This is a genomic window from Arthrobacter silvisoli (assembly GCF_003369445.1).
Classification (GTDB): domain Bacteria; phylum Actinomycetota; class Actinomycetes; order Actinomycetales; family Micrococcaceae; genus Arthrobacter; species Arthrobacter silvisoli.
On sequence record NZ_QRCU01000024.1, the window covers coordinates 1 to 21431 of the forward strand.

A 21431-nucleotide genomic window follows, 5' to 3' on the forward strand; every position below is an offset into this window, starting at 1 on the left:
CCGAGCGAAGCGAGGTCAGGGAGGCGGTTGGGCCCACGCCGCCCGGGTTCCCTGGCCGAGCGAAGCGAGGTCAGGGAGGCGGTGGGGACTAGCCCTCGACGCCGAGCTTCTCCAGGATCAGCTCGCGCACGCGGCCGGCGTCGGCCTGGCCGCGGGTGGCCTTCATGACGCCGCCGACGATCGCGCCGATGGCCTGGACCTTGCCGCCGCGGATCTTCTCCGCGACGTCCGGCTGGGCGGCCAATGCGGCGTCGATGGCTTCGAGCAGCGGGCCGTCGTCGGACACGACGGCGAGGCCGCGCTTCTCGACGATTTCCGCCGGGGTGCCTTCGCCGGCGAGGACGCCGTCGAGGACCTGGGAAGCCATCTTGTTGTTGATCTTGCCTTCTTCGACCAGGCCGTTGAGCTCGACGATGGTCCGGGGGCTCACCCCGAGTTCGGCGGGATCGACGTCGGCAGTCTTGGCCCGGCCCACGATCTCGCCCATCCACCACTTGCGGGCCACGGAGGCGCTGGCACCTGCGGCGATGGTCTCCTCGATGGAGTCCATGACGCCGGCGTTCACCACATCGCGGAACTCCAGGTCCGAGTAGCCCCAAGCTTCCTTGAGGCGCTTGCGGCGCTCGGCCGGCGGCTCGGGCAGCGTGGCGCGCAGTTCCTCCACCCACTCACGCGAGGCGACGACGGGAACCAGGTCCGGCTCCGGGAAGTAGCGGTAGTCGTCAGCGTCGGACTTGGCACGGCCTGACGTCGTCGTCCGCGTGTCCTCGTGCCAGTGGCGGGTCTCCTGGATGACCGGCTGGCCGGCGTCGAGGACGGCGGCGTGGCGCTGGATCTCGTAGCGGACGGCGTGCTCGACGGCGCGCAGCGAGTTCACGTTCTTCGTCTCGGAGCGGATGCCGAAGCGTTCCTGGCCGTGCGGGCGCAGGGAGACATTGGCGTCGCAGCGGACGTTGCCGCGCTCCATGCGCGCGTCGGACACGCCCAGGTTCTTGACGATTTCGCGGACCGCGGCCACGTAGGCCTTGGCGAGCTCCGGGGCACGGCTGCCCGCGCCCTCGATCGGCTTGGTGACGATTTCCACCAGGGGCACGCCGGCGCGGTTATAGTCCACCAGAGAGTAGTCAGCGCCCTGGATGCGGCCCGCGGCGCCACCCAGGTGGGTGAGCTTACCGGCGTCCTCTTCCATGTGCGCCCGCTCGATCTCGACGCGGAACACGGTGCCGTCCTCGAGTTCGATGTCCAGGTAGCCGTCGTACGCGATGGGCTCGTCGTACTGTGAGGTCTGGAAGTTCTTCGGGGTGTCCGGGTAGAAGTAGTTCTTCCGGGCGAAGCGGCAGGACTCGGCGATCTTGCAGTTGAGTGCCAGGCCGATCTTGATGGAGGACTCGACGGCGGCCTTGTTCACCACCGGGAGCACGCCCGGCAGGCCCAGGTCCACTTCGTTGACGTTGGTGTTGGGGTCGTCACCGAAGACGTTGGGGGCGGACGAGAACATCTTCGTCTTGGTGTTCAGCTCCACGTGGACCTCGAAGCCGAGGACGGGATCGTACTTCTCCATGGCTTCTTCGAAGCTGAGGATGGTGTCGACGGACATTAGTTGGAACCTCCCACAGTGTTTGCGGCGTCGAGCGCGTGCAGTTCAGGGGCACGGTCAAGCAGCGGGCCGCCCCACTTCTCTTCGAGCAGCGATTCGAGGACGGCACCGACGCGGTAGAGGCGGGCATCCTCACGGGCGGGTGCGAGCAGCTGGATGCCGACGGGCAGGCCGTCCTCATCGGCGAGGCCGCCGGGCAGGGACAGGCCGGGAACGCCGGCCATGTTCGCCGGAATGGTGGCGACGTCGTTGAGGTACATGGCCAGCGGGTCGTTGAGCTTCTCCCCCAGCTTGAACGCCGTGGTGGGCGCCGTCGGGGAAATCAGCACGTCGGCCTGGGCGAACGCGGCGTCGAAGTCGCGCTGGATCAGGGTGCGCACCTTCTGGGCCGAACCGTAGTAGGCGTCGTAGTAGCCGGCGCTCAGGGCGTAGGTGCCCAGGATGATGCGGCGCTTGACCTCGTCGCCGAACCCGGCGGCGCGGGTGGCCCCCATGACCCGTTCAATGGTCATGGGTCCTTCCTTCGGCAGCACGCGCAGGCCGAAGCGGACGCCGTCGAACTTGGCCAGGTTGCTGGACACCTCGGACGGCATGATCAGGTAGTAGGCGCCCAGCGCGTACTTGAAGTTCGGGCAGGAGACCTCGACGATTTCCGCGCCGGCATCCTTAAGCAGCTCAAGGGACTCGTTGAAGCGGTTCTCGACGCCGGCCTGGTAGCCCTCGCCGTGGAGTTCCTTGATGATGCCGATCTTCATGCCCTCGACGTTGCCGGTGCGTGCGGCCGCCACGAGGTTGTCGAAGGGATCGGTCAGGGAGGTGGAATCCTGCGGGTCGTGGCCGCCGATGACTTCCTGCAGCAGCGCGGAGTCGAGCACGGTCCGGGATACCGGGCCGATCTGGTCCAAGGAGGAGGCCATGGCGATGGCACCGTAGCGGGACACGGCACCGTAGGTGGGCTTCACGCCCACCGTGCCGGTGACGGCGCCGGGCTGGCGGATGGAGCCGCCGGTGTCCGTGCCGAGCGCCAGCGGCGCTTCGAAAGCGGCGACGGCGGCCGCGGAGCCACCGCCCGAGCCGCCCGGAATGCGCTCCAGGTCCCAGGGGTTGCGGGTGGGGCCGTACGCCGAGTGTTCCGTGGAGGACCCCATGGCGAATTCGTCCAGGTTGGTCTTGCCGAGGATCGGCATCTTCGCAGCGCGCAGCTTCTTGATGACGGTGGCGTCGTAGGGGCTGTGCCAGCCTTCGAGGATCTTCGAACCGGCTGTGGTGGGCTGGCCGATGGTGACGATCAGGTCCTTGACGGCGATCGGGACGCCGGCGAGTTCGTGCAGTTCCTCGGCGGCAGCCCCGCCAGCGGCGCGGATGGCGTCCACCTCGGCGGCGACGGCGAGCGCTTCCTCACCGTTGACGTGCAGGAAGGCGTTGACCTGGCCGTCGACGGCGGCGATGCGGTCCAGATAGGCCTGCGTCACCTGCACGGAGGTGACGTCGCCGGCGGCCAGTTTCGCGGCGAGGGCTGCGGCGGAGAGGCGGATGAGTTCGTTGCTGTCAGTCATCGTCTTAGTCCTCGTCCAGGATGGCCGGGACCTTGAAGCGGTCCTCCGCGGCGTCCGGTGCACCGGACAGCGCCTGCTCGGCGGTGAAAGTGTGGCCTACGACGTCCTCGCGGAAGACGTTGCTCAGCGGGATCGGGTGGGACGTGGCCGGGACGTCCTCCCCGGCGGCTTCGCTGACGGACTTCACCGAGTCCACGATGACGGCGAGTTCGCCCGCCATCCGGTCCAGCTCTTCGGCACTCATTTCAATGTGAGCGAGCCGCGCAAGATGCGCCACATCGTCACGGTTGATCGCAGCCATGGATCTCCCCTGCAAGTTCAAATGGTTTTCCCGACCAGTCTACTTTGGTTGGGCTGCCCTACTGCACGGCGGCCGCCCCACGGGCGCCGTGGGTGGTCGGCTTACGGCTGCGGGCCGGACGATCCTTTGGCTGCTGCTCCTTCGTCGCTTTGACGCAGCCGGCAGGATGTCCGTCCCTCCGCCGGTGCGCGTCTGTCACCTCGGTGCTCCGGCACGTCCTTCGCAGGCGCCTATCAACATCGCAGGACGGCGAGCGCACCGTGTGCACTTGCCGTCCTGCTTTTGTTTTAGGGGTTTAGAGGACCTTGCCCTGGGCTGCCTGGAGCATCCGGGCGCGGTATTCCGGGGTGTCTGCCGGTTCGCTGGTGCCGAAGATGGCGCGCATCCAGTGGCCGTCCGTGTTGTTCGGGAACAGGATGAAGTCCCGGCCGAAGCGTTCGGCGTCTTCGGTGGCCAGGGTGCGGCGCTCTTCGACCGACTTCACGTAGTAGCGGCGCCGGAAGTCGTTGAGGTTGTCGCCGAGGTATGCGATGACCTCGTGCTTGTCCGCAATGGCCTGCTGGGCCGGTTCCTTGTTGGACGATTCGCGCTGGAAGACCGCGTGCGCGTCGTCGGCAAACGCGAGACCGGCGTGCCGCAGGTTCGCGACGCCGATCTGCTGGGTGTCCGGTCCCTGGTCGCGCTGGGAAACGTAGAAGACTTCCACGCCACGGCTTTCGGCATAGCGGGTGAATTCGACGGCGCCGGGCGTGGCGACGGGACCGTTTTCCCTGACCCAGGCGTCCCAGAGTTCGTCATCGAAGGCCTGCTTGCCGGCGGCGATCAGCAACTCCCAATAGGGGTTGGAGGACAGCACCGTGTCGTCGACGTCGGAAATGAAAGCCAGCGGCTTGGCTCCGTGCCGCTGCTGCCCGACACCCCGGAGTGCATTGTCGAGCCGGTCACGGGCGATGTTGAACGCCTGCCGGTACAGCATCTCCCGCTCGGCCGCGGTGACCCGCCACGCCACGGCGGCGGAGAGGATGTTCTGTACCTCCGACGAAGCGTCGGCCTTGGCCGGGCCGGCAGCGAACAGCGCCAGCCCTCCTGCCGCGCCACCTGCACCCAGCCCTTTCAGCATGGTCCGGCGTTCGATACCCATTGAGCCTCCTTGATCACGGTGACCTCGTTGTCACGCTCGTTAGTAAACCAATGTTTATTAGGAGTAACCAGATTCGCTTGGAATATGTCAGCCCCGGCAGGGACCCAGCCGACTATTCTGGCATCGAGCCATGGAGGTGCCCGATGACAGAAAAGACCGACTTCAAAAAGAGCCTCGATTCCTATCAGGCGAAGCCGGGCGAATTCCGGGTGGTCGACGTGCCCGACATGAACTACCTCATGATCGACGGCCATGGAGACCCCAACACGTCACCGGACTATGCCGGTGCGCTCGGGGCCCTTTATCCGGTGGCCTTCAAACTCAAGTTCGCCAGCAAGCGGGAGTTAGGGCGCGACTACGTCGTTCCGCCGCTGGAGGGGCTGTGGTGGGCGGACGCCATGGAGGCCTTCACCTCGGCGAGGGACAAGTCGCAATGGCACTGGACCATGATGATCATGGCGCCGGAGTGGATCAACCACGAGATGTTCGCCGCCGCCGTCGCGCAGGCCGGGGCCAAAGACGGTCCAGCCCGCCTGCCCGACGTCCGATTGGAACTCCTGTCCGAAGGACGTTGCGTTCAGACTCTGCACATCGGCCCTTTCGATGACGAGGCCCCGCTGTTGGCCCGGATGCACCACGAGTACATCCCCCGCCGCGGCCTGGCCATGACGGGCCGGCACCACGAGATCTATTTCAGCGATCCCCGCAGGACGGCGCCGGAAAAGATGCGGACCATCCTGCGCCAACCGGTCACCGGCAATGCCGGGTAGGACCAACGCAAACGGACACCTCCGAAAGAGGTGTCCGTTCGCGTTGATGGCACAGGGAGCCGGGGCTCAGCCGATGCCGACGGCTCCGGTCAGCATGCCCACGCCGAGCATGACCACCGAGACGGCTGCGGCGCGCCAGAGGACCTTCTTGTGGTGGTCGCCCAGTTCCACCTTGGACAGGGAGACCAGCAGGAGGATGGCCGGGACCAGCGGGCTCTGCATGTGGAAGGGCTGGCCGGTGATCGAGGCGCGGGCCATGTCGGCCGCGCCGACGCCGTAGTGGGCGGCGGTTTCGCTCAGGACCGGCAGGACGCCGAAGTAGAAGGCATCGTTGCTCATGAAGAATGTCATCGGGATGCTGAGCAGGCCGGTGATGACGCCCATGAACGGGCCGAGCTCGGCGGGGATGATCTGGACCAGCCAGGCGGACATTTCCTTCACCATGCCGGTGCCGTTCAGCACACCGGTGAGGACCGCAGCGGCCATGACCATGCTGACGACTGCGACGATCGACGGGGCGTGGGCGATCAACTGGGCGCCCTGGTCCTTGACCTTCGGGAAGTTCACCAACAGGGCGATCGCAGAGCCCACCATGAAGACGTAGGGCAGCGGCACCAAGTCCAGGACCAGCATGACCATGACGGCGGCGGTGAGGCCGAGGTTGAACCAGAACAACTTGGGGCGCAGGGTGGGGCGGTTCGGGTCCAGGGCGGTGTCCGCCATGGCCGAGTCCTGCTCGTCCACGAGCAGTTCGGTGCGCTCCAGGACGGCGACGCCGCCACCGTCGCCGGAAACACCGTCGCCGGAGGGACGGCGGCGGGAACCGCCGCGGGAGGTGCCGTGGGCGGCGCTGCCGCCCTTGCCGCCGTCGAACGCGTCATCGAGGTCGGCGAACTCGCCCCAGATTTCCGGAGCGGAAGCGCGGAGGCGGTTACGCTCCTGCAGGCCCATCAGCCAGGCGAAGACGAAGACCACCAGCAGGCCGGCGATGAGGGACGGAACCATCGGGACGAAGACGTCGTTCACGTCGATCTTCAGGGCGGTCGCGGCACGGGCGGTGGGACCGCCCCACGGCAGGATGTTCATGGTGCCGTTGGCCAGGCCGGCCACGCAGGTCAGCACCACGGGGCTCATCTTCAGGCGCAGGTAGACCGGCAGCATCGCGGCGGTGGTGAGGATGAAGGTGGTGGAGCCGTCGCCGTCCAGGGAGACCGCGGCGGCGAGGATCGCCGTGCCGAGGACCACCTTGGCGGGGTCGTTGCCCAGCTTGCGGATGATGAACTTCACCAGCGGATCAAAGAGTCCGACGTCGATCATCAGTCCGAAGTACACGATTGCGAACATCAGCAGTGCGGCCGTGGACGTCATGGACTTCATGGAGGTCATCACCATGTCGCCGATGCCAAGGCCGGCGCCCGCGAACAGGCCGAAAACGGTGGGGACGATGATCAGCGCCAGCACCGGCGTCAACTTCTTCGTCATGATCAGCGCCATGAAAACCGCGATCATGGCGAATCCAAGCAGTACCAGCACGGCCGGCTCCTAACTATGAATGGCATCACATCGGTGTGGTGCGCATTACGAATGTAGGGCGAGCCAGGTCACATCCCGGGGTTTGCCGGATTTGATTGGCATACTGCTCATTGCCAGCATTCTGCTCGTTTTGCTCAGTGATTCAATGGAGGGGAAGTCCCCTCCACGCCAGCGCCGCCGCTGAAGGCTCCGCCGGCCCGGAAACAGTCCACGCAGGCGGAAAGGTCACCCATGCCACGGCTCGCCATGCGGTTCTCCACGCAGACGCTGCTGCTGCAGCTCGGCGTCGTCCTCCTGGTGGTTTTGCTCAGCGGCGCGGTGCACGCCTGGCTGGTGTACCAGCGGATCGGCGCGGAGGCCGAGAACCAGGCACTCACGCTGGCCCGCACCGTGGCCTCGGCTCCGGAGATCCGCACCGAGGTGGACGCGATCAGCAGGCAGAGCGGCACACCCCCGGCCAGTGAGCTGGCCAAGGGACCCATCATGGCCGCAGCGGAAGCCGCCCGGGCCCGCACCGGCGCGCTCTTCGTCGTGGTGACGGATGAAACCGGGCTGCGGCTCGCCCACCCGGAACCCGAGCGCCTCGGCGAGCGCGTCAGCACCGACCCGTCCGAGGCACTGGCCGGCAAGGAAGTCACCACCCGGAACACCGGAACGCTCGGCCCGTCCGCCGGTGCGAAGGTGCCCGTGTACGCGCCCGGCTCGGGCACCGTGGTGGGCGAGGTCAGCGTGGGCTACTCCATGGAATCGCTGAGCCAGAGCCTGCGCCAGGACATCGTGCCCATCGCCCTCACCGCCGCCGGGGCGCTGCTGGCGGGCGTACTGGCCTCGTTCCTGCTGCGCCGCCGGCTGCAGCGGCTCACCCTGGGCCTGGAACCGGAGGAAATCAGCACGCTGGTCCACGACCAGGTGGCAGTCCTGCAAGGCGTGGACGACGGCGTCATCGGAGTCTCGGCCGACGGCCGCATCACGGTGTTCAACGCCGCCGCCCGGCGCCTTTTGGACGTTCCGGAGGAGGAAGGGAGCGACGACGGCGGCACCGCCTCCCCTGCCACCGCGTCGGTGCGGATCGGGCAGCCGTGGGCGGCGGCCGCTGTCCCGGAGCAGCTGAAAGAACTCACCCGGGATGCCATGCACGACGCAGAAGCGGTGGAGGTCCTGGCCGGCGGGCGCGTGCTGGTGGTCAACGCCCGCAAGGCACTGCACCGCAAGGAAGACCTCGGCTGGGTGGTCATGCTGCGTGACCGCACGGAACTGCAGCAACTCACCCGGCAACTGGACGCCGTGGGCACCATGTCCACGGCCCTGCGCGCCCAGCGCCACGAATTCGCCAACCAGCTGCACACGATCGCCGGTTTCCTGAGCATCGGACACAGCGAACAGGCCAAGGAGTATCTCGCGAAGATCTCCGAAACCGGACCGCTGACCTTCCCGGTGCAGCAGGCCGGGCTGCTGCAGGACCCCTACCTGCAGGCTTTCATCGGGGCCAAGAGCGTGGGCGCGGACGAGCGCGGCGTCGTGCTGCGGATCGGTCCCGAAACCCTGGTGCGCGGCACCGTCACCGACCCGCAGGACGTCACCACCGTATTGGGCAACCTGATCGACAACGCCGTGAACGCCGCCGTCGCCGGTTCCGCCGCGGACCGCTGGGTGGAGGTGGAACTGCTGGACGAGCCGCCCGCCGCAGACAGCGGGGCCGACGGCGGCACGCTGCACATCGTCGTCGCGGACTCCGGGGACGGGCTGGGCGCAAGCGGACCGGAAGAAGTGTTTGCCGAAGGGTTCACGACGGCGGAGCCGCGGTCGGTCGAATCCCGGTCTGCGGACGCCGGGCCAACCGGGCCGGGTTCAACGGGTGCCGGCGGCCACGGCCTGGGGCTCGCTTTGAGCCGGAAGCTGGCGCGCCGCCGGGGCGGCGATGTACGCCTGCTGGACCCGGGAACACCAGGCGGACCGGGAGCGGTCTTCATGGCATCATTGCCGGGCACCACAGCCGCCGTGCCCGGCACGGACGGCGAACAAACGGAAGAGGAAGAATGAGCACGGACCTGAGGGTTCTGATTGTCGACGACGACTTCCACGTGGCCCGGCTGCACGCGGCGTATGTGGATTCGGTAGCCGGATTCCTGGCACTGAGCCCGGCTGGATCCACCGCGCAGGCGCTGCAGTCGGTGCACAGCCTGCGGCCGGACCTGGTACTGCTGGATGTCTACCTGCCGGACGGTTCGGGCCTGGACCTGCTGGGGCAGTTGGACGTGGATGCCATGATGCTCACGGCCGCCTCCGACGCCCTGTCCATCCGCACAGCCACCCGCCGCGGGGCCCTGGCGTACCTCCTGAAGCCCTTCACCGCCGAGGCCCTCTCCCAGCAGTTGCGGGCCTACGCCCGCTACCGGCGGATCCTGGACAGGCAGCAGTCGGTGGACCAGGACACCATCGAGAAGGCCCGGCGGGCGCTGTTCGCCGGGGAGATCTCGTCGTCGGGCAAAACGCGCTCGGCCACCGAGTCCGCGGTGCTGGAATCGCTGGAGCCTGGCGAGCAGTACTCAGCCGCGGAGGTTGCGGAACGGGTGGGGGTGTCCCGGGCCACCGCGCAACGGTACCTTTCCTCGCTCGCGGACGATGGCGCCGTCGAGATCCAGCTCCGCTACGGCACCACCGGCCGGCCCGAGCACCGTTACGGAGTGCCCGGCCGGCGCTGACGTTCCCCAAGACAAGCGCGGGGTTGGACCTTAGTTCGTGCTCTTCTGCGCGACCAGCTCGATCTCGACGAGCATCTGCGGATCCAGGAACGGCAGCACATGCACCAGGGAGAGGGTGGGGCGGATCTCGCCGAAGACCTCGCCGTGGGCGCGGCCGGCGTCTTCCCACTTGCTGATGTCCGTCAGGTACAGCTTCGACTGCACCACGTCCTCGTAGGAGAAACCGGCGTCGGCCAGCACGGTTCCGAGCTTCTCGAGGATGTACTTGCTCTGGGAGTAGAAGTCATCGCCCACAATGCCGTCCGGGCCGGAGGCCGCCGTGGCGGAAATGTACAGGGTGTTGTCCACCTGCACCGCACGCGAGTATCCGAGGGACTGTTCCCAGACCGAACCCGTACCGTAAGTCTTGCGCATGCCGCGCTTCTCCTGTCGCCGCGCCCGGCCCGGTGGCCGGGGTCTACGGTGAAACTTTAGGGCTGGCCAAGCTCGCACCGGTAAACGAACAGCTTTATGTCGGTGCCCGGTACGAACCAGTCCCGTTCCGGAACCCGCTCGAATCCCGTGGCCCGGTACAGGGCGTTTGCGCTCTCCCAGGTGGCGCCGGTGGTCAACGCCACCGCATTGATGCCGGCCCGGGAGCGGGCATGGTCCATCAGGGCCTTGACGAGCGTCTTGCCGGCGCCGGAACGCTGCACGGCCGGATCCACCACGAGGGTGCGCATTTCTAGTTCGTCGTCGTAGGCGATGTCCGCGAAGGGACCGCCGGCCGCTGCCACGGTCACGGACCCGATCACTTCGCCGCCGCGCTCGGCCACCCACACGTCGGCGTGTTCGGCGCGGCCGGCCACGTCCCGCAGTTGGCGCAGGTACGGGTGCTCCGGATCTCCGTAGTAGCCGGCGGCGACGTACGAGTCGATCGTGATGCGGGCGACGTCGTCATAGTCTGCGGGCCTGGCCGGACGGACGGTGATCGGTATTTGCACCGATCCATCGTAGTGGCGGCACCTGCCGCAGACCCTCGAAACGGGCCTTTCAGTGACCGATCTATCACGTGCCGGCGCCCGACGGCGGTCCTTCCGTTGCGTCGCCGTGCGCCTCGCCGCGGGTCTTCCCGCGTTGCTTCCCGCGTTGCTTCCCGGGTGCCTTCCCGGGTGCCTTCCCGTGTTGCCCTGAATGGCGCCGTGTTGAGTCCGGTTGCGGGCCGTTAAGCCCGGTTTCCCGCTGTTTCGCGAAGATGTCGGATCGCTGGCGCAGGCCACGGCCGGCATGGTTGATTGGCCGCCAGGACCCAGGAAAGGACCCCCAATGAGCACTTCGCGAACCCTCCACCTCAATGCCTTCCTCATGAGCACCGGCCACCACGAAGCCTCCTGGCGCCTGCCGGAGAGCGACCCCACCGCCAACACCAAGGTGGCGCACTACCAGCGGCTCGCACGCATTGCCGAGCGCGGCAAGCTGGACTCGGTGTTCTTCGCCGACTCGCCCGTGCTGTTCGGCGAGGTCGGGCGCCGGCCCGCGGGCACGCTGGAGCCCACCGTGCTGCTGACCGCCCTCGCCGGCGCCACAGAGAAGATCGGACTCATCGCCACCGCCTCCACCACCTACAACGAGCCCTTCAACCTCGCCCGCCGCTTCGCCTCCGTGGACTGGGTGAGCGACTGCCGTGCAGGCTGGAACGTGGTCACCACGGCCGGGCCCGACGCCGCCCGGAACTTTGGCGTGGACGACCAGCCTGCACACGCGGTCCGCTACGAGCGCGCCGCCGAGTTCATCGAGGTCGCCCGGAAGCTCTGGGACAGCTGGGACGACGACGCGATCGTCGCCGACAAGGCGGAGGGCGTGTGGGGCAGCGCCGGCCGGATCCGCACCATCGACCACGAAGGAAAGCACTTCCGGGTCCGTGGACCCCTGAACCTGCCCCGCTCACCGCAGGGCCATCCGCTGATCGTGCAGGCCGGCTCGTCCGAAAGCGGCAAGAACCTCGCCGCCCGCTACGCCGAGGCGGTCTTCACGGCGCACCAGACCTTGGCCGACGCGCAGGCGTTCTATGCCGGCCTCAAGGCCCGCACGGCCGCCGTCGGGCGCGATCCGGAAGGCATCAAGATCCTGCCGGGGATCGTCCCGGTGATCGGTTCCACTGAGGCCGAGGCGCTGAGGCTGGAGCAGGAACTGGATGGGCTCATCAAGCCCGAATACGCCCGCGAACAGCTGGCCAAGACGCTCCGCGTTGCCCCGGAGGACCTGCCATTGGACCGGCAGTTGCCGGCGGACCTGCCATCGGAGGACGAGATCGAGGGTGCCAAGAGCCGCTACACCCTGATCGTGGAGCTCGCGCGCCGGGAGCAGCTCACCGTGCGGCAGCTGATCGGACGCCTGGGCGGCGGCCGCGGGCACCGCACTTTCGCCGGAACCGCCGAGCAGGTGGCGGACGCCATCCAGGAATGGTTCGACGGCGGAGCGGCCGACGGCTTCAACATCATGCCGCCGGTGCTCCCCTCAGGCCTGGAAACCTTCGTGGACCAGGTGGTGCCGGTGCTGCAGGAACGCGGCCTCTTCCGCCGCGAATACACGGCGTCCACGCTCCGCGGCCACTACGGCCTGGAGCGGCCGGCCAGCCGTTATGCCGGCATCGAGGCGCCACAGCTGAGCTCGATCGGTTCCGGATTCTAGCCGGAGAGATCCGCGCCGGAGCAGTTCCGCCGGGGCCCTCCGGCGTCAGATCGGGAACTTGCCCGAGAGCTCCAGGGGCCCGGCACACGTCCAGGCGGACAGCCTGTCGTGGTCCTCGGGTCCGCCGTCCACCGGGCTTTGCAGCTTGGGGCGGCGGACCCAGCAGCCGGCTTCCTCGGCGATCAGGGCGCCGGCGGCGAAGTCGTGCTCGTTGAGTCCGCGTTCGCCGAAGGCATCGTGGCTGCCGTCCGCTACCAGGCACAGGTCCAGCGCCGCGGAGCCCAGGCGGCGGACGTCGGCGAATCCGTCCATCATGGCGGGCAGGCCGCTGAGCTGGCTGGAGCGGGTGGCGGGGTCGTAGCTGAAGCCGGTGGCGAGGATGAGTCCGGCGCGGCCCGGCACCGGCCCGCTCAGCCTGCTCGTCTGGCCGGCGACCTCAAGCCAGGCGCCATGTCCGCGCGCGGCCGAATAGACCCTGCCCAGCGCCGGAGCGTGGACGACGCCGGCCAGCCAGGTGCCGTCGGGGCCGGCGACCGCCACGGAGGTGGCGTAGTAGACGATGTTGCGGATGAAATTGGTGGTGCCGTCGAGCGGATCGATGGACCAGCGGTAACCGCTGTTTTCCTCCGGCCGGGTGGTGCCGTGCTCCTCGCCGGTGATGGTGTCGTGTGGACGGGCGGCCGAGATCGCGGCGCGGACGGCTTCCTCCGCGGCGACGTCGAACGCGGTCACCCAGTCGCCCGCGTCGCCTTTGTTGCTGACGTCCAGGCCGGCACCGCTGCTTCCCGCGGCGGAGCGGGTGGCGAGCACTGCGGCGCCGGCCGCGGCCGCGCTCTTGGCGACGGCGAGGAGTTCCAGGACGTCAGTCATTCGGCAGTTCCTTCGCTGGATCCGGCGGCTTCGGCGGGTACAAAGGCCTCGGGGTCGGCGTCCTCGGAGTCCTCAGTGGACCCCGCACCCGTCAGCGTGCCGTCAAGCAGTGCCCGGAAGCCGTCCTCGTCCAGGACCGGAATGCCCAGCTGTTCTGCCTTGTCGAGCTTCGAACCGGCGCTTTCCCCGGCCACAACGTAGCTGGTGTTCTTCGAGACCGAACCGGCAGCCTTGCCGCCGCGGATGATGATCGCTTCCTTGGCTTCGTCGCGGCTGAAGTCGGGCAGGGTACCGGTGACCACGATCGTCATGCCTTCCAGGTTCCGCTGCACCGAGGCGTCGCGCTCGTCCGCCATGCGCACGCCGGCGTCCTTCCACCGCTGTACGATTTCGCGGTGCCAGTCCACGGCGAACCATTCGATGAGGGCGTCGGCGATGATCGGGCCGACGCCGTCCACCTCGGCCAGTTGCTCCCGCGCATCGGGCGCATCCAGGGCCTCGAGAAGGGCATCCATGGAACCGTAGCGGGTGGCCAGCGCGCGGGAGGCGGTGGGACCCACGTGCCGGATGGACAAGGCGACGAGTACCCGCCACAGCGGCTGGGTCTTGGCCTTTTCCAGCTCCTTGAAGAGCTTCTGGGTGGTGGCGCTGGGCTTGGACGGGGACTTGGCGGTGGGCTTGGTCCAGAAATACGGAACGAGTTCCCACTCTCCCGTGCCCGCGCCCTTGCTGCGCTTCTCACGGCGGATCATCACATCCCGCAGATCATCCGGGGTGAGGTCGAACAGGCGGGCTTCGTTCTCCAGTGGCGGCACCTCCGGGGCGGCCGGCTGCGTGAGGGCGATGGCCGCTTCCCAGCCCAGGGCCTCGATGTCGAACGCTCCCCGGCCCGCGACGTGGAAGACGCGTTCGCGCAGCTGGGAGGGGCAGGACCGCGAGTTGGGGCAGCGGATGTCCACGTCCCCTTCCTTGGCCGGGGCCAGCGGGGTGTGGCAGGACGGGCATTCGGTGGGCATGACGAATTCGCGCACCGGCGGGTCCTGCTGTTCGCGCAGGGCCAGGACAGGTCCGACGATTTCGGGAATGACATCCCCCGCTTTCCGCAGGACCACGATGTCGCCGATCATGACACCTTTGGCCTTCACCACATCCTGGTTGTGCAGCGTGGCCATCTCCACCGTGGACCCGGCCACCTTCACCGGTTCCATGATGCCGAAAGGCGTGACGCGGCCGGTGCGGCCGACGTTGACCTGGATGTCCAGCAGCTTCGTGTGGACCTCTTCCGGCGGGTACTTGTAGGCCACGGCCCAGCGGGGAACGCGGGAGGTGTAGCCGAGGGCCCGCTGGGTGGCGAAGTCGTCGATCTTGACCACGATGCCGTCGATCTCGTGGAGGAGGTCGTGGCGGTGCTCGCCGAAGTGCTTGATGAAGTCCAGGACTTCCCCGAAGGAGCCGAGGACCTTCAGGTACGGGCTGACGGGCATGCCCCAGTCGGCCAGCGACTTGTAAGTTTCGGACTGGCTGGTGGCGTCCAGTCCCTCGCGGGCGCCGATACCGTGCACGAACATCCGCAGCGGACGCTTGGCGGTTTCGGCCGGGTCCTTCTGGCGCAGGGAACCCGCCGCGGCGTTGCGCGGATTGGCCAAAGGCGCTTTGCCGGCTTCGATCAGGGCCTCGTTGAATTCGGCGAAGTCCTTGGAGGGGATGAAAACCTCGCCGCGGATTTCCACTTCAGCCGGGAACCCCGGACCGCTGAGCTCCCGCGGAATCTCCTTGATGGTGAGCACATTGTGGGTGATGTCCTCACCCGTGGTGCCGTCGCCGCGGGTGGCGGCCCGGACCAGCTTGCCGTCGCGGTACAGCAGGTTCACGGCCAGGCCGTCGATCTTGAGTTCGGTCAGCCACCCAATGGGCGGCACGCCGGAACCGAGCTTCTCCACGGAGGCCTCGGCCTTCCGCACCCAGGCCTCGAGTTCTTCAAGGGAGAACACGTCCTCCAGGCTGTACATCCGTTGCAGATGCTCGACGGCGGCGAAGGCGGCCGAGACCTCGCCGCCCACTTCCTGGGTGGGCGAGTCGTTGGAGACGAGTTCCGGGTGCAGGGCCTCCAGCTCTTCGAGCCGGCGGTACAGGGCGTCGAATTCGGCGTCGGAGATGATAGGCGCATCTTCCTGGTAGTACGCGTAGCGGTGCTTGCGGACGAGGTCAGCAAGGTTGTCGTACTCTTCGCGGACCGACTGTGCGGGGACCTCCCCGTCGGCGACTTCCACGGTTCCGGGCGTGCGTCCACTAACGCTCTCTGCTGTGCTCACCCTCCTATCTTGCCGTAATGCCCCGACATTTCACGGCAGAGCACTCACGGCAGAGCAAATGGAGGGCGGAAAAACGGAGGCTCAGTGAGCGCCGATCCGGTTCTTGCTCCACAGGGCGAAGGCCAGGCCGCCCAGGCCCACCACCAGCACGCCCGCCATGATGGCGAGGATCCCGAAAATGCCGTTGCCGGATGCCGGCTTGTCGCTGACGAGCGCGGCCTGGGTGGCTTCCTTGGCGTCGTCGATGGGCTTGGTCCAGTTCGAATCGACCGTGGGGCCCGCGCTGGGAGTCCAGCGGCTCGCCGCCGGCGCCGCGGTGGAGGTGGGAATGTCCGACGGCGCCAGGCTGGCCGCCGTCGTCTCCTCCGGCGTCGTGCTCGGGGCGGGCGCCCGGACCACCGGTGCCGGGGTCACAACGGGCGGCTTCGCCGGGGCCGGCTTCTGGATGACCGGGGCCGGGTCCGCCGGCGCCGTCTCGCTGGGTGTGGGTGCCGGAAGCACCGGGGCCGGGGTAACTCCGGGAACCGGGCAGACCTGCCCGGGAGGGCAGGCCTTGGCCGTCTCGGCGGCATGCGCGGCCAGGAGCGGGAAAGCGCACAGGACGAGCGCAAGCAGCACGGCGGCCAGGGACGCGGCGAACGGGGTCCGTGCCGCCGTGCGGGCGGCAGGCTGGTGCTTCGGGGTGGGGCGAACGGTCATGATGGCCTCACGGGGCAGCCATGCTGCCCGGACTTGGGGATGGTTCCGGAATTTTCCTACACCCGGGAAGCCCCCGCAAATCCATTCACTGGCGAAACCCGCTCCCGCCGGGGAACCGCCGCTAGTTGCGGTTCTCCGGCGGCAGCGCCACCTGAATCTTGCGGACCTTGCCGCGCCCCACGATGTACCCGCGGCCCGGGATGAAGTCCGGGCTGATCCTGCCCAGCGAAGTGCTGAGCAGGCTGTCGCCTTCCACGTCCGAGGGGTTGAGCAGCAGGCCGCGCCGCCCGGACTTGAAGGGTTGGGCCAGGGACCAGGCCTGGGACCAGGTGGAGCTTTCCGATTCGCCGACCACCCACTGGTCCGCCTTGATCGAATCGGTAACCAGCTTGTTGATGGACATTTCGGCGAGGGAGTCCGTGAAGTCCGTCAGGCCCTCGATGAAGATCGCCATGGTTCCCGGGCGCTCGGTGGACCGTTCGGTGAGCTCCTCGGCAGCCTCCTCCACCTCGTCGGGCCCCACGAGCGAACGGCTCCAGACCTTCAGTCCGGCCACGGCCGAGCGCCGCGCTCCGATGTAGACGAGTTCCGTGTCCGGGTTGGAGCGGCGCAGCGCATAGGCCATGGTGACGAGTGCAACCGTGCGGCCGGCGCCGGGCGGGCCGGACACGAGGAGAGGGCCCTTGGCGGCGATGGCCGCGGGGTCCAGGGACTCGTCGTCGACGCCGATGACCGGCTGGTCGAAGCCGCCGGCGGGGAGGATGTCCAGGTCCACCTGTTCGGGCAGGCGCTGGATCCGCGGCGCCTCTTCCATGCCCTGGCGCTGCATGGCCTGCGCAAGCTTGGTGACTTCGCGGGCCTGCAGGGCGAGGTTGGAGTTGCCGCCAAGCACGGCCAGCTGCACCTCAAGGTCGCCGAGGAGCCCGCGGCCGGGCGGTGACGCCGGGCCGAGCACGTCCTTGGGCACGTCCAGGGTCATGTAGTCGTCCTCGGAGCTGAGGCGCAGGACCAGGCGTCGCTGGATCGAGGCGAGCAGCGAGGCCGGCACCGAGTTCGGCCGGTCGCCGCTGACCACCAGGTGGATGCCCAGGGGGCGTCCGTCCGTGGCCAGTTGCAGGAAGATGTCCCACAGCGCGGACAGGCGGCTGTATTCGTAGGCTTCGCGGAAGGCGGACATGCCGTCCACCAGCACGAAGATGCGCTTCTCGTCGGGCCGCTTGGCCAGCTTGCGGTACTCGACGATGGTGGAGGCCCGGACCTCTGCGAAGCGGGTGGAACGGTCCTCGGCGATGTCGCGGAGCCAGCGCAGCAGGCGGCCGACGCGTTCGACGTCGTCGCCGCCGATGATCTCGCCCACGTGCGGCAGGCCGTCGAGCATCTTCAGGCCCGAGGAACCGCAGTCGATGCCGTACACGTGTACCGGGCCGCCGCGCGGAGTGACGGCCGCGGCGATGGCGATGCCGCGCAGCGCCGCGGACTTGCCCGAGCCGCCGGTGCCGTAGACGGCCATGTTGCCGTCCTTGTCCGGTTCGTAGAACACGGTGGGCTGGTCCTGGTGCACGGGATCGTCGGCCACGCCGAGCAACAGCCGTTCGTCGGTGCGCGGATTGGGCAGCTTCGAGAAGTCGTAGGTGGTGGCCAGTTCGTTCAGCCACGGCTTCCGGGGCGGGTTGATGCCGAGCGAGTCCGCTGCCCGGATGATGTTCGTGGTCATCCGCGATATGTCGTTCGGGCCGGCCGGGTCTTCCTTGACGGCGTCCACCGGGGCCGGCGCCTCCCAGCTCGCCCCGGAGCCGAAGGCCATCTCCACGATGTCGATCCGCGGCCGCTGGGGTTTCTCGGTGGTCCAACCGCCGGCGTACCCGGTCTGGAAGCCCTGGATCCGGCCGGGGCCGGTCTTGGCGGCGCCGCGGCCGGGAATGGACGGGTCGAAGTACGCGGCCAGGGGCACCCCGAGGATGTCCGTGGCATCGTCTTCGTCGGCCATGCGCAGCGCGACCCGCAGGTTGGTGTTGGCGCGCAGGCTGTCCTTGATGACGCCGGCGGGGCGCTGCGTGGCCAGGATCAGGTGCACCCCGAGGGAACGGCCGCGGGCGGCGACGTCCACCACACCGTCCACGAACTCGGGCATTTCCGAGGCCAAGGCGGCGAACTCGTCCACGATGATGATCAGGTACGGCGGCGCCTCGGGATCGGCTTCGCGCTGGAGGGCGAGCAGGTCCTTGGCCTTCTTCCGGTTGAACAGGTGCTCGCGGTAGTGCAGTTCGGCGCGCAGCGAGGTGAGCGCCCGCCGCACGAGGTGCGGCGACAGGTCAGTCACAAGGCCCACGGTGTGCGGAAGCTTCACGCAATCCGCGAACGCGGCGCCGCCCTTGTAGTCCACGAAGAGGAACGTGACACGATCCGGGCTGTAAGCCGAGGCCATGCCCATCACCCAGGACTGCAGGAACTCGGACTTGCCCGCGCCGGTGGTCCCGCCGACCAGGGCGTGCGGGCCTTCGTTCTTGAGGTCCAGATAGAACGGTTCCACGCCTTTCGATCCCACCAGGGCGCGCAGGCTGCCGTTGTCCTTGCGGTTGGGCACGGCGGTGGAGTGCACGGAGTTGTTCTCCTGCCAGCGTTCGGCCACCGCCTGCGGCACGTCCATGAAGTCCTTGCCCACCAGCGTCACATAGGACACTGCGCGCGGCAGGTCGGAGTCGTCGTCGACCGGCTTGCCCACGTCCACCAGGGGCGACATCATGCGGGCCAGCTGGGTGGCAAGCCCGGCTTCAACACTTTCGCAGCTCACCGGGTACGTGTGGCGCCCGAGCCGGACCTGGCCGGTGGTGGTGCCGTGGTCGCCGTCGACCGCCATGAAGTCGCGGCAGGCGGCCGGCAGGGCCTGCACATTGGCGGCGACCCACATGACGTGGACCCCGGAATCGGGGCCACGTTCCACCAGGCGGGTGAGCCGGCCGCGGTCCACCGGAGCGTCATCTTCCACGACCACCAGGACTGAGGGCAGCACCGGCCCGGCGAGCTCGCCGTGTTCGTTGGCCAGGGACGGTCGTGGCAGCGGCCGCGGATCCTTCGACGCGGCTTCGCGCTGCTCCACAAGGTCTTCCAGCTTGGCCAGCAGGGAGGCACCGGCGCCGGGTCCTGCCGCGAGGTGGTCGCCGGACAGCGGGCTGTGGCCGGAGCCGACATGGGGCAGCCACTGCAGCCAGTTCCAGCGTTCCCGGGAGCGGCCGGAGGTCAGCGAGGTGACCACGAGTTCGGCGGGCGAATGCAGGCCCACCAGTTGCAGCACCATGCCGCGGGCGACGTCGTCGACCAGTCCGCGCTCACCGGCGACGCCGAAGGAGCCTGAGGTGCGCAGCTGGGAGACGACCGGCACGCCGTCGATCATCCGTACCTGGGCCAGGCATTCCTGGATCTCGCGCATGTACTGCGCTTCGGTGTCGTTGCTGGCCGGCTCTTCGAACGGAATGCGCGACGGCGCCGTGCCCAGTCCGAAGCGCACCCCCAGGAAGCCTTTGTGTTCCGGGCGGTGGGTCCACAGCAAGGGGCCGAGCTTGTAGATCGCGTCCACGGTGTCGCTCACGGAGGGCGATTCCTGCAGCCGGACCGAGCGTTCGATGTTCTGCTGCTCGGCGATGTCTTCGCGGAACGCCAGCATGGAGGCACGGAAGTGCTTGATGCCCTCCTTCAGCTGCCGCTTCGACTGGACCTTGTGGTCCACGTAGTGGCCGATGATGAACAGCGGCATCATCATCATGAACACTACGGAGAGGACGTTCTGGGTGATGGCGAACATGATGCCGCCCATGAGGAGCGGCGCCATCAGCATGATGTACGGGAACGGCTGGTGGTCGGGGCGTTTCGGGCCGGACGGGACCACTCGTTTCGGCGGGTCGAAGCGGGGCACCACGCGCGGGGAACGGTTGAAGTCCACCAGCGGTGAGCTGGGTGCGGCGCTGTGGTTCCGGGACAGGGCGACGACGCCCACCGTGGTGTCGCCGAGGGTGACCGTGTCCGAGGAGTTCAGCGTCGCCCGGGCCACCGGCAGCCCGTCCATGAGCAGGCCGTTGGCGGAGTTGGTGTCCGCGATTTCGACGGTCTCGGCGACGGTGATGCGGGCATGCCGCTTCGAAGTCATGGGGTCGCTCAGGCGGATGTCGGCGTCCCGGTCGCGGCCGATGTAGCTGGTGCCGAACGGCAGCGAAAACTCGCTGCCGGAGTCCGGGCCGGACAGCACGCGGAGGGTGGCCGCCGTCGGGCCGCGGTGTCCGCCGGGGGTGGCGAACTGTTCGCTCACCTGGGTCAGGGACACCGTGGATCCGGGCCGCAGCCCGGATTCCAGCAGGTTCCCGGCAGGGTCCAGCACGATGCCGCTCATGCCGGCCCCGACGAAGGCCTCATCGACCTTGAGGGACAGGTTCGGCGGGACGTCGCTGCCCTGGCGGTCCGGGTCGGCTGCCCAGAGTTCACCGGCGATGTCGGCCACCGTGGCCCGGCCGTCCACCGTGACCGCGAGGTCCTTGGCGGCGGCAGGGTCGCGGCGCAAAGTCAGGCGGAACTTCATCCTTCGTCAACGCCCCTCATCTTTTCCAGCAGGAACAGGTCTTCCGAGGTGACCAGGTGCGAGGTGACCGCGTGCTCCACCAGCCGGGCGCGCCGGTTGGTGGCGAGCTTTCCGCCGCCGCCGCGCAGGCCCACCACGCCCACGCGGTCCAGCTTGTCGCAGACGTTGTCGAGCTTGCGGTTGAACCGGGTCAACGCCCAGCCCAGGCGCTTGGCGGCTTCCGCGGAGGACGGGATCGAGCTGAAGCCGGTCCCGTCGCGGCGAAGCATCGGCTCTGCAAGGGCGACGATCAGTGCCTTCTGCGAGTCGGTGAACACCACCGGACCGATCGTGGTGTCGCCGGCCGAGTCCTCGTCGCGGACTTCCTGGCGGAAGGACGGCGTCTTCAGGTGCACGGCGAACTCATAGGTGGTGGGGCCCGCCGTAAAGATCACCTTGGTGTGGCTGAACACGAGCGGAATCCGGGCGCCGGGTGCCAGCCAGGCCTGCATGCCACCGGAACCGTCGGCGATGGTGGCCGAGAGCATGCTGCCCACGTTGCTCAGCCACCAGATGCCGTCGTAGCGTGCGATCTGCAGGAAACGGCGGTGCAGGTAGGGGTTGTCGTCGACCTCCAGGTCCCCCTCGCGGCCGATGCTGAAGACGTCTTCGTCGGACGGCTCATGCCATTCCCCGCAGAAATCTATCGCCAGATCTCCCATGCCAGGCCTCCT

General features: G+C 68.2%; 16 protein-coding genes. 4 read left to right on the top strand and 12 right to left on the bottom strand.

The features are described 5' to 3' along the window. Positions 1–88: 88 nt before the first annotated feature. The 4 genes from gatB to DWV11_RS05240 form a co-directional block, all read right to left on the bottom strand. Complete coding sequence (gene gatB, locus DWV11_RS05225) at positions 89–1597, bottom strand: Asp-tRNA(Asn)/Glu-tRNA(Gln) amidotransferase subunit GatB (RefSeq protein ID WP_115787832.1); 1509 nt, start codon at positions 1595–1597, stop codon at positions 89–91. Further along, complete coding sequence (gene gatA, locus DWV11_RS05230) at positions 1597–3153, bottom strand: Asp-tRNA(Asn)/Glu-tRNA(Gln) amidotransferase subunit GatA (protein ID WP_115787833.1); 1557 nt, start codon at positions 3151–3153, stop codon at positions 1597–1599. Before gatA ends, gatB begins: the two co-directional genes overlap by 1 nt. 4 nt (positions 3154–3157) lie before the next feature. Beyond that, positions 3158–3454 carry an Asp-tRNA(Asn)/Glu-tRNA(Gln) amidotransferase subunit GatC gene (gene gatC, locus DWV11_RS05235; protein ID WP_115787834.1) on the bottom strand — a complete coding sequence of 99 codons (297 nt, stop codon included), beginning with the start codon at positions 3452–3454 and terminating at the stop codon, positions 3158–3160. Between the two features lie 295 nt (positions 3455–3749). Further along, positions 3750–4595 carry a 5'-nucleotidase, lipoprotein e(P4) family gene (locus DWV11_RS05240; RefSeq protein ID WP_210725670.1) on the bottom strand — a complete coding sequence of 282 codons (846 nt, stop codon included), beginning with the start codon at positions 4593–4595 and terminating at the stop codon, positions 3750–3752. Between the two features lie 143 nt (positions 4596–4738). On the opposite strand from DWV11_RS05240, the gene DWV11_RS05245 reads away from it, so the two are divergent. Then, the gene (locus DWV11_RS05245) at positions 4739–5365 is read left to right on the top strand and encodes a GyrI-like domain-containing protein (RefSeq protein ID WP_115787835.1); all 627 of its coding nucleotides are present in this window, start codon (positions 4739–4741) and stop codon (positions 5363–5365) included. A 66-nt stretch (positions 5366–5431) separates the two neighbouring features. Here the strand turns inward: DWV11_RS05245 and DWV11_RS05250 are convergent, their stop codons facing one another. After that, on the bottom strand, positions 5432–6898 hold the full coding sequence (locus DWV11_RS05250; protein WP_115787836.1) for a CitMHS family transporter: 1467 nt from the start codon (positions 6896–6898) through the stop codon (positions 5432–5434). A 231-nt stretch (positions 6899–7129) separates the two neighbouring features. On the opposite strand from DWV11_RS05250, the gene DWV11_RS05255 reads away from it, so the two are divergent. Both DWV11_RS05255 and DWV11_RS05260 read left to right on the top strand, forming a co-directional pair. Continuing rightward, the gene (locus DWV11_RS05255) at positions 7130–8938 is read left to right on the top strand and encodes a sensor histidine kinase (protein ID WP_245953448.1); all 1809 of its coding nucleotides are present in this window, start codon (positions 7130–7132) and stop codon (positions 8936–8938) included. Then, a complete protein-coding gene (locus tag DWV11_RS05260; RefSeq protein WP_115787837.1) occupies positions 8935–9600 on the top strand; it encodes a response regulator in 666 nt (221 codons plus the stop codon). The genes DWV11_RS05255 and DWV11_RS05260 overlap by 4 nt, the downstream gene beginning before the upstream one ends. A gap of 30 nt (positions 9601–9630) precedes the next feature. On the opposite strand, the gene DWV11_RS05265 is transcribed toward DWV11_RS05260, so the two are convergent. Continuing rightward, complete coding sequence (locus tag DWV11_RS05265; RefSeq protein WP_115787838.1) at positions 9631–10014, bottom strand: RidA family protein; 384 nt, start codon at positions 10012–10014, stop codon at positions 9631–9633. A gap of 56 nt (positions 10015–10070) precedes the next feature. Next, positions 10071–10583, bottom strand: a complete 513-nt coding sequence (locus tag DWV11_RS05270; protein ID WP_115787839.1) for a GNAT family N-acetyltransferase — start codon at positions 10581–10583, stop codon at positions 10071–10073. 322 nt (positions 10584–10905) lie between these two features. Here DWV11_RS05270 and DWV11_RS05275 point away from each other — a divergent pair, with 322 nt between their 5' ends. Further along, the gene (locus DWV11_RS05275; protein WP_115787840.1) at positions 10906–12270 is read left to right on the top strand and encodes an LLM class flavin-dependent oxidoreductase; all 1365 of its coding nucleotides are present in this window, start codon (positions 10906–10908) and stop codon (positions 12268–12270) included. A 45-nt stretch (positions 12271–12315) separates the two neighbouring features. On the opposite strand, the gene DWV11_RS05280 is transcribed toward DWV11_RS05275, so the two are convergent. The 5 genes from DWV11_RS05280 to DWV11_RS05300 form a co-directional block, all read right to left on the bottom strand. Next, entirely contained in the window at positions 12316–13140 is an 825-nt protein-coding gene (locus tag DWV11_RS05280) for an inositol monophosphatase family protein (protein ID WP_115787841.1), read from the bottom strand. Beyond that, complete coding sequence (gene ligA / locus DWV11_RS05285) at positions 13137–15410, bottom strand: NAD-dependent DNA ligase LigA (protein WP_245953450.1); 2274 nt, start codon at positions 15408–15410, stop codon at positions 13137–13139. Before ligA ends, DWV11_RS05280 begins: the two co-directional genes overlap by 4 nt. A 123-nt stretch (positions 15411–15533) precedes the next feature. After that, the gene (locus DWV11_RS05290; protein WP_115787843.1) at positions 15534–16151 is read right to left on the bottom strand and encodes a hypothetical protein; all 618 of its coding nucleotides are present in this window, start codon (positions 16149–16151) and stop codon (positions 15534–15536) included. A gap of 121 nt (positions 16152–16272) precedes the next feature. After that, positions 16273–20718, bottom strand: coding sequence for a type VII secretion EssC family protein (locus DWV11_RS05295; RefSeq protein ID WP_115787844.1), 4446 nt, complete (start codon positions 20716–20718; stop codon positions 16273–16275). Beyond that, the gene (locus DWV11_RS05300) at positions 20715–21419 is read right to left on the bottom strand and encodes an FHA domain-containing protein (protein WP_115787845.1); all 705 of its coding nucleotides are present in this window, start codon (positions 21417–21419) and stop codon (positions 20715–20717) included. The genes DWV11_RS05295 and DWV11_RS05300 overlap by 4 nt, the downstream gene beginning before the upstream one ends. Positions 21420–21431 lie beyond the last annotated feature (12 nt).

Bases quoted from the DNA above. Each gene is read 5' to 3' on its own strand.
- DWV11_RS05255 (WP_245953448.1), top strand. From the start codon at position 7,130: ATGCCACGGCTCGCCATGCGGTTCTCCACGCAGACGCTGCTGCTGCAG.
- DWV11_RS05240 (WP_210725670.1), bottom strand. From the start codon at position 4,595: ATGGGTATCGAACGCCGGACCATGCTGAAAGGGCTGGGTGCAGGTGGC.
- gatA (WP_115787833.1), bottom strand. From the start codon at position 3,153: ATGACTGACAGCAACGAACTCATCCGCCTCTCCGCCGCAGCCCTCGCC.
- gatB (WP_115787832.1), bottom strand. From the start codon at position 1,597: ATGTCCGTCGACACCATCCTCAGCTTCGAAGAAGCCATGGAGAAGTAC.
- DWV11_RS05265 (WP_115787838.1), bottom strand. From the start codon at position 10,014: ATGCGCAAGACTTACGGTACGGGTTCGGTCTGGGAACAGTCCCTCGGA.
- DWV11_RS05300 (WP_115787845.1), bottom strand. From the start codon at position 21,419: ATGGGAGATCTGGCGATAGATTTCTGCGGGGAATGGCATGAGCCGTCC.
- DWV11_RS05245 (WP_115787835.1), top strand. From the start codon at position 4,739: ATGACAGAAAAGACCGACTTCAAAAAGAGCCTCGATTCCTATCAGGCG.
- DWV11_RS05260 (WP_115787837.1), top strand. From the start codon at position 8,935: ATGAGCACGGACCTGAGGGTTCTGATTGTCGACGACGACTTCCACGTG.
- DWV11_RS05290 (WP_115787843.1), bottom strand. From the start codon at position 16,151: ATGACCGTTCGCCCCACCCCGAAGCACCAGCCTGCCGCCCGCACGGCG.
- DWV11_RS05295 (WP_115787844.1), bottom strand. From the start codon at position 20,718: ATGAAGTTCCGCCTGACTTTGCGCCGCGACCCTGCCGCCGCCAAGGAC.
- gatC (WP_115787834.1), bottom strand. From the start codon at position 3,454: ATGGCTGCGATCAACCGTGACGATGTGGCGCATCTTGCGCGGCTCGCT.
- DWV11_RS05280 (WP_115787841.1), bottom strand. From the start codon at position 13,140: ATGACTGACGTCCTGGAACTCCTCGCCGTCGCCAAGAGCGCGGCCGCG.
- DWV11_RS05275 (WP_115787840.1), top strand. From the start codon at position 10,906: ATGAGCACTTCGCGAACCCTCCACCTCAATGCCTTCCTCATGAGCACC.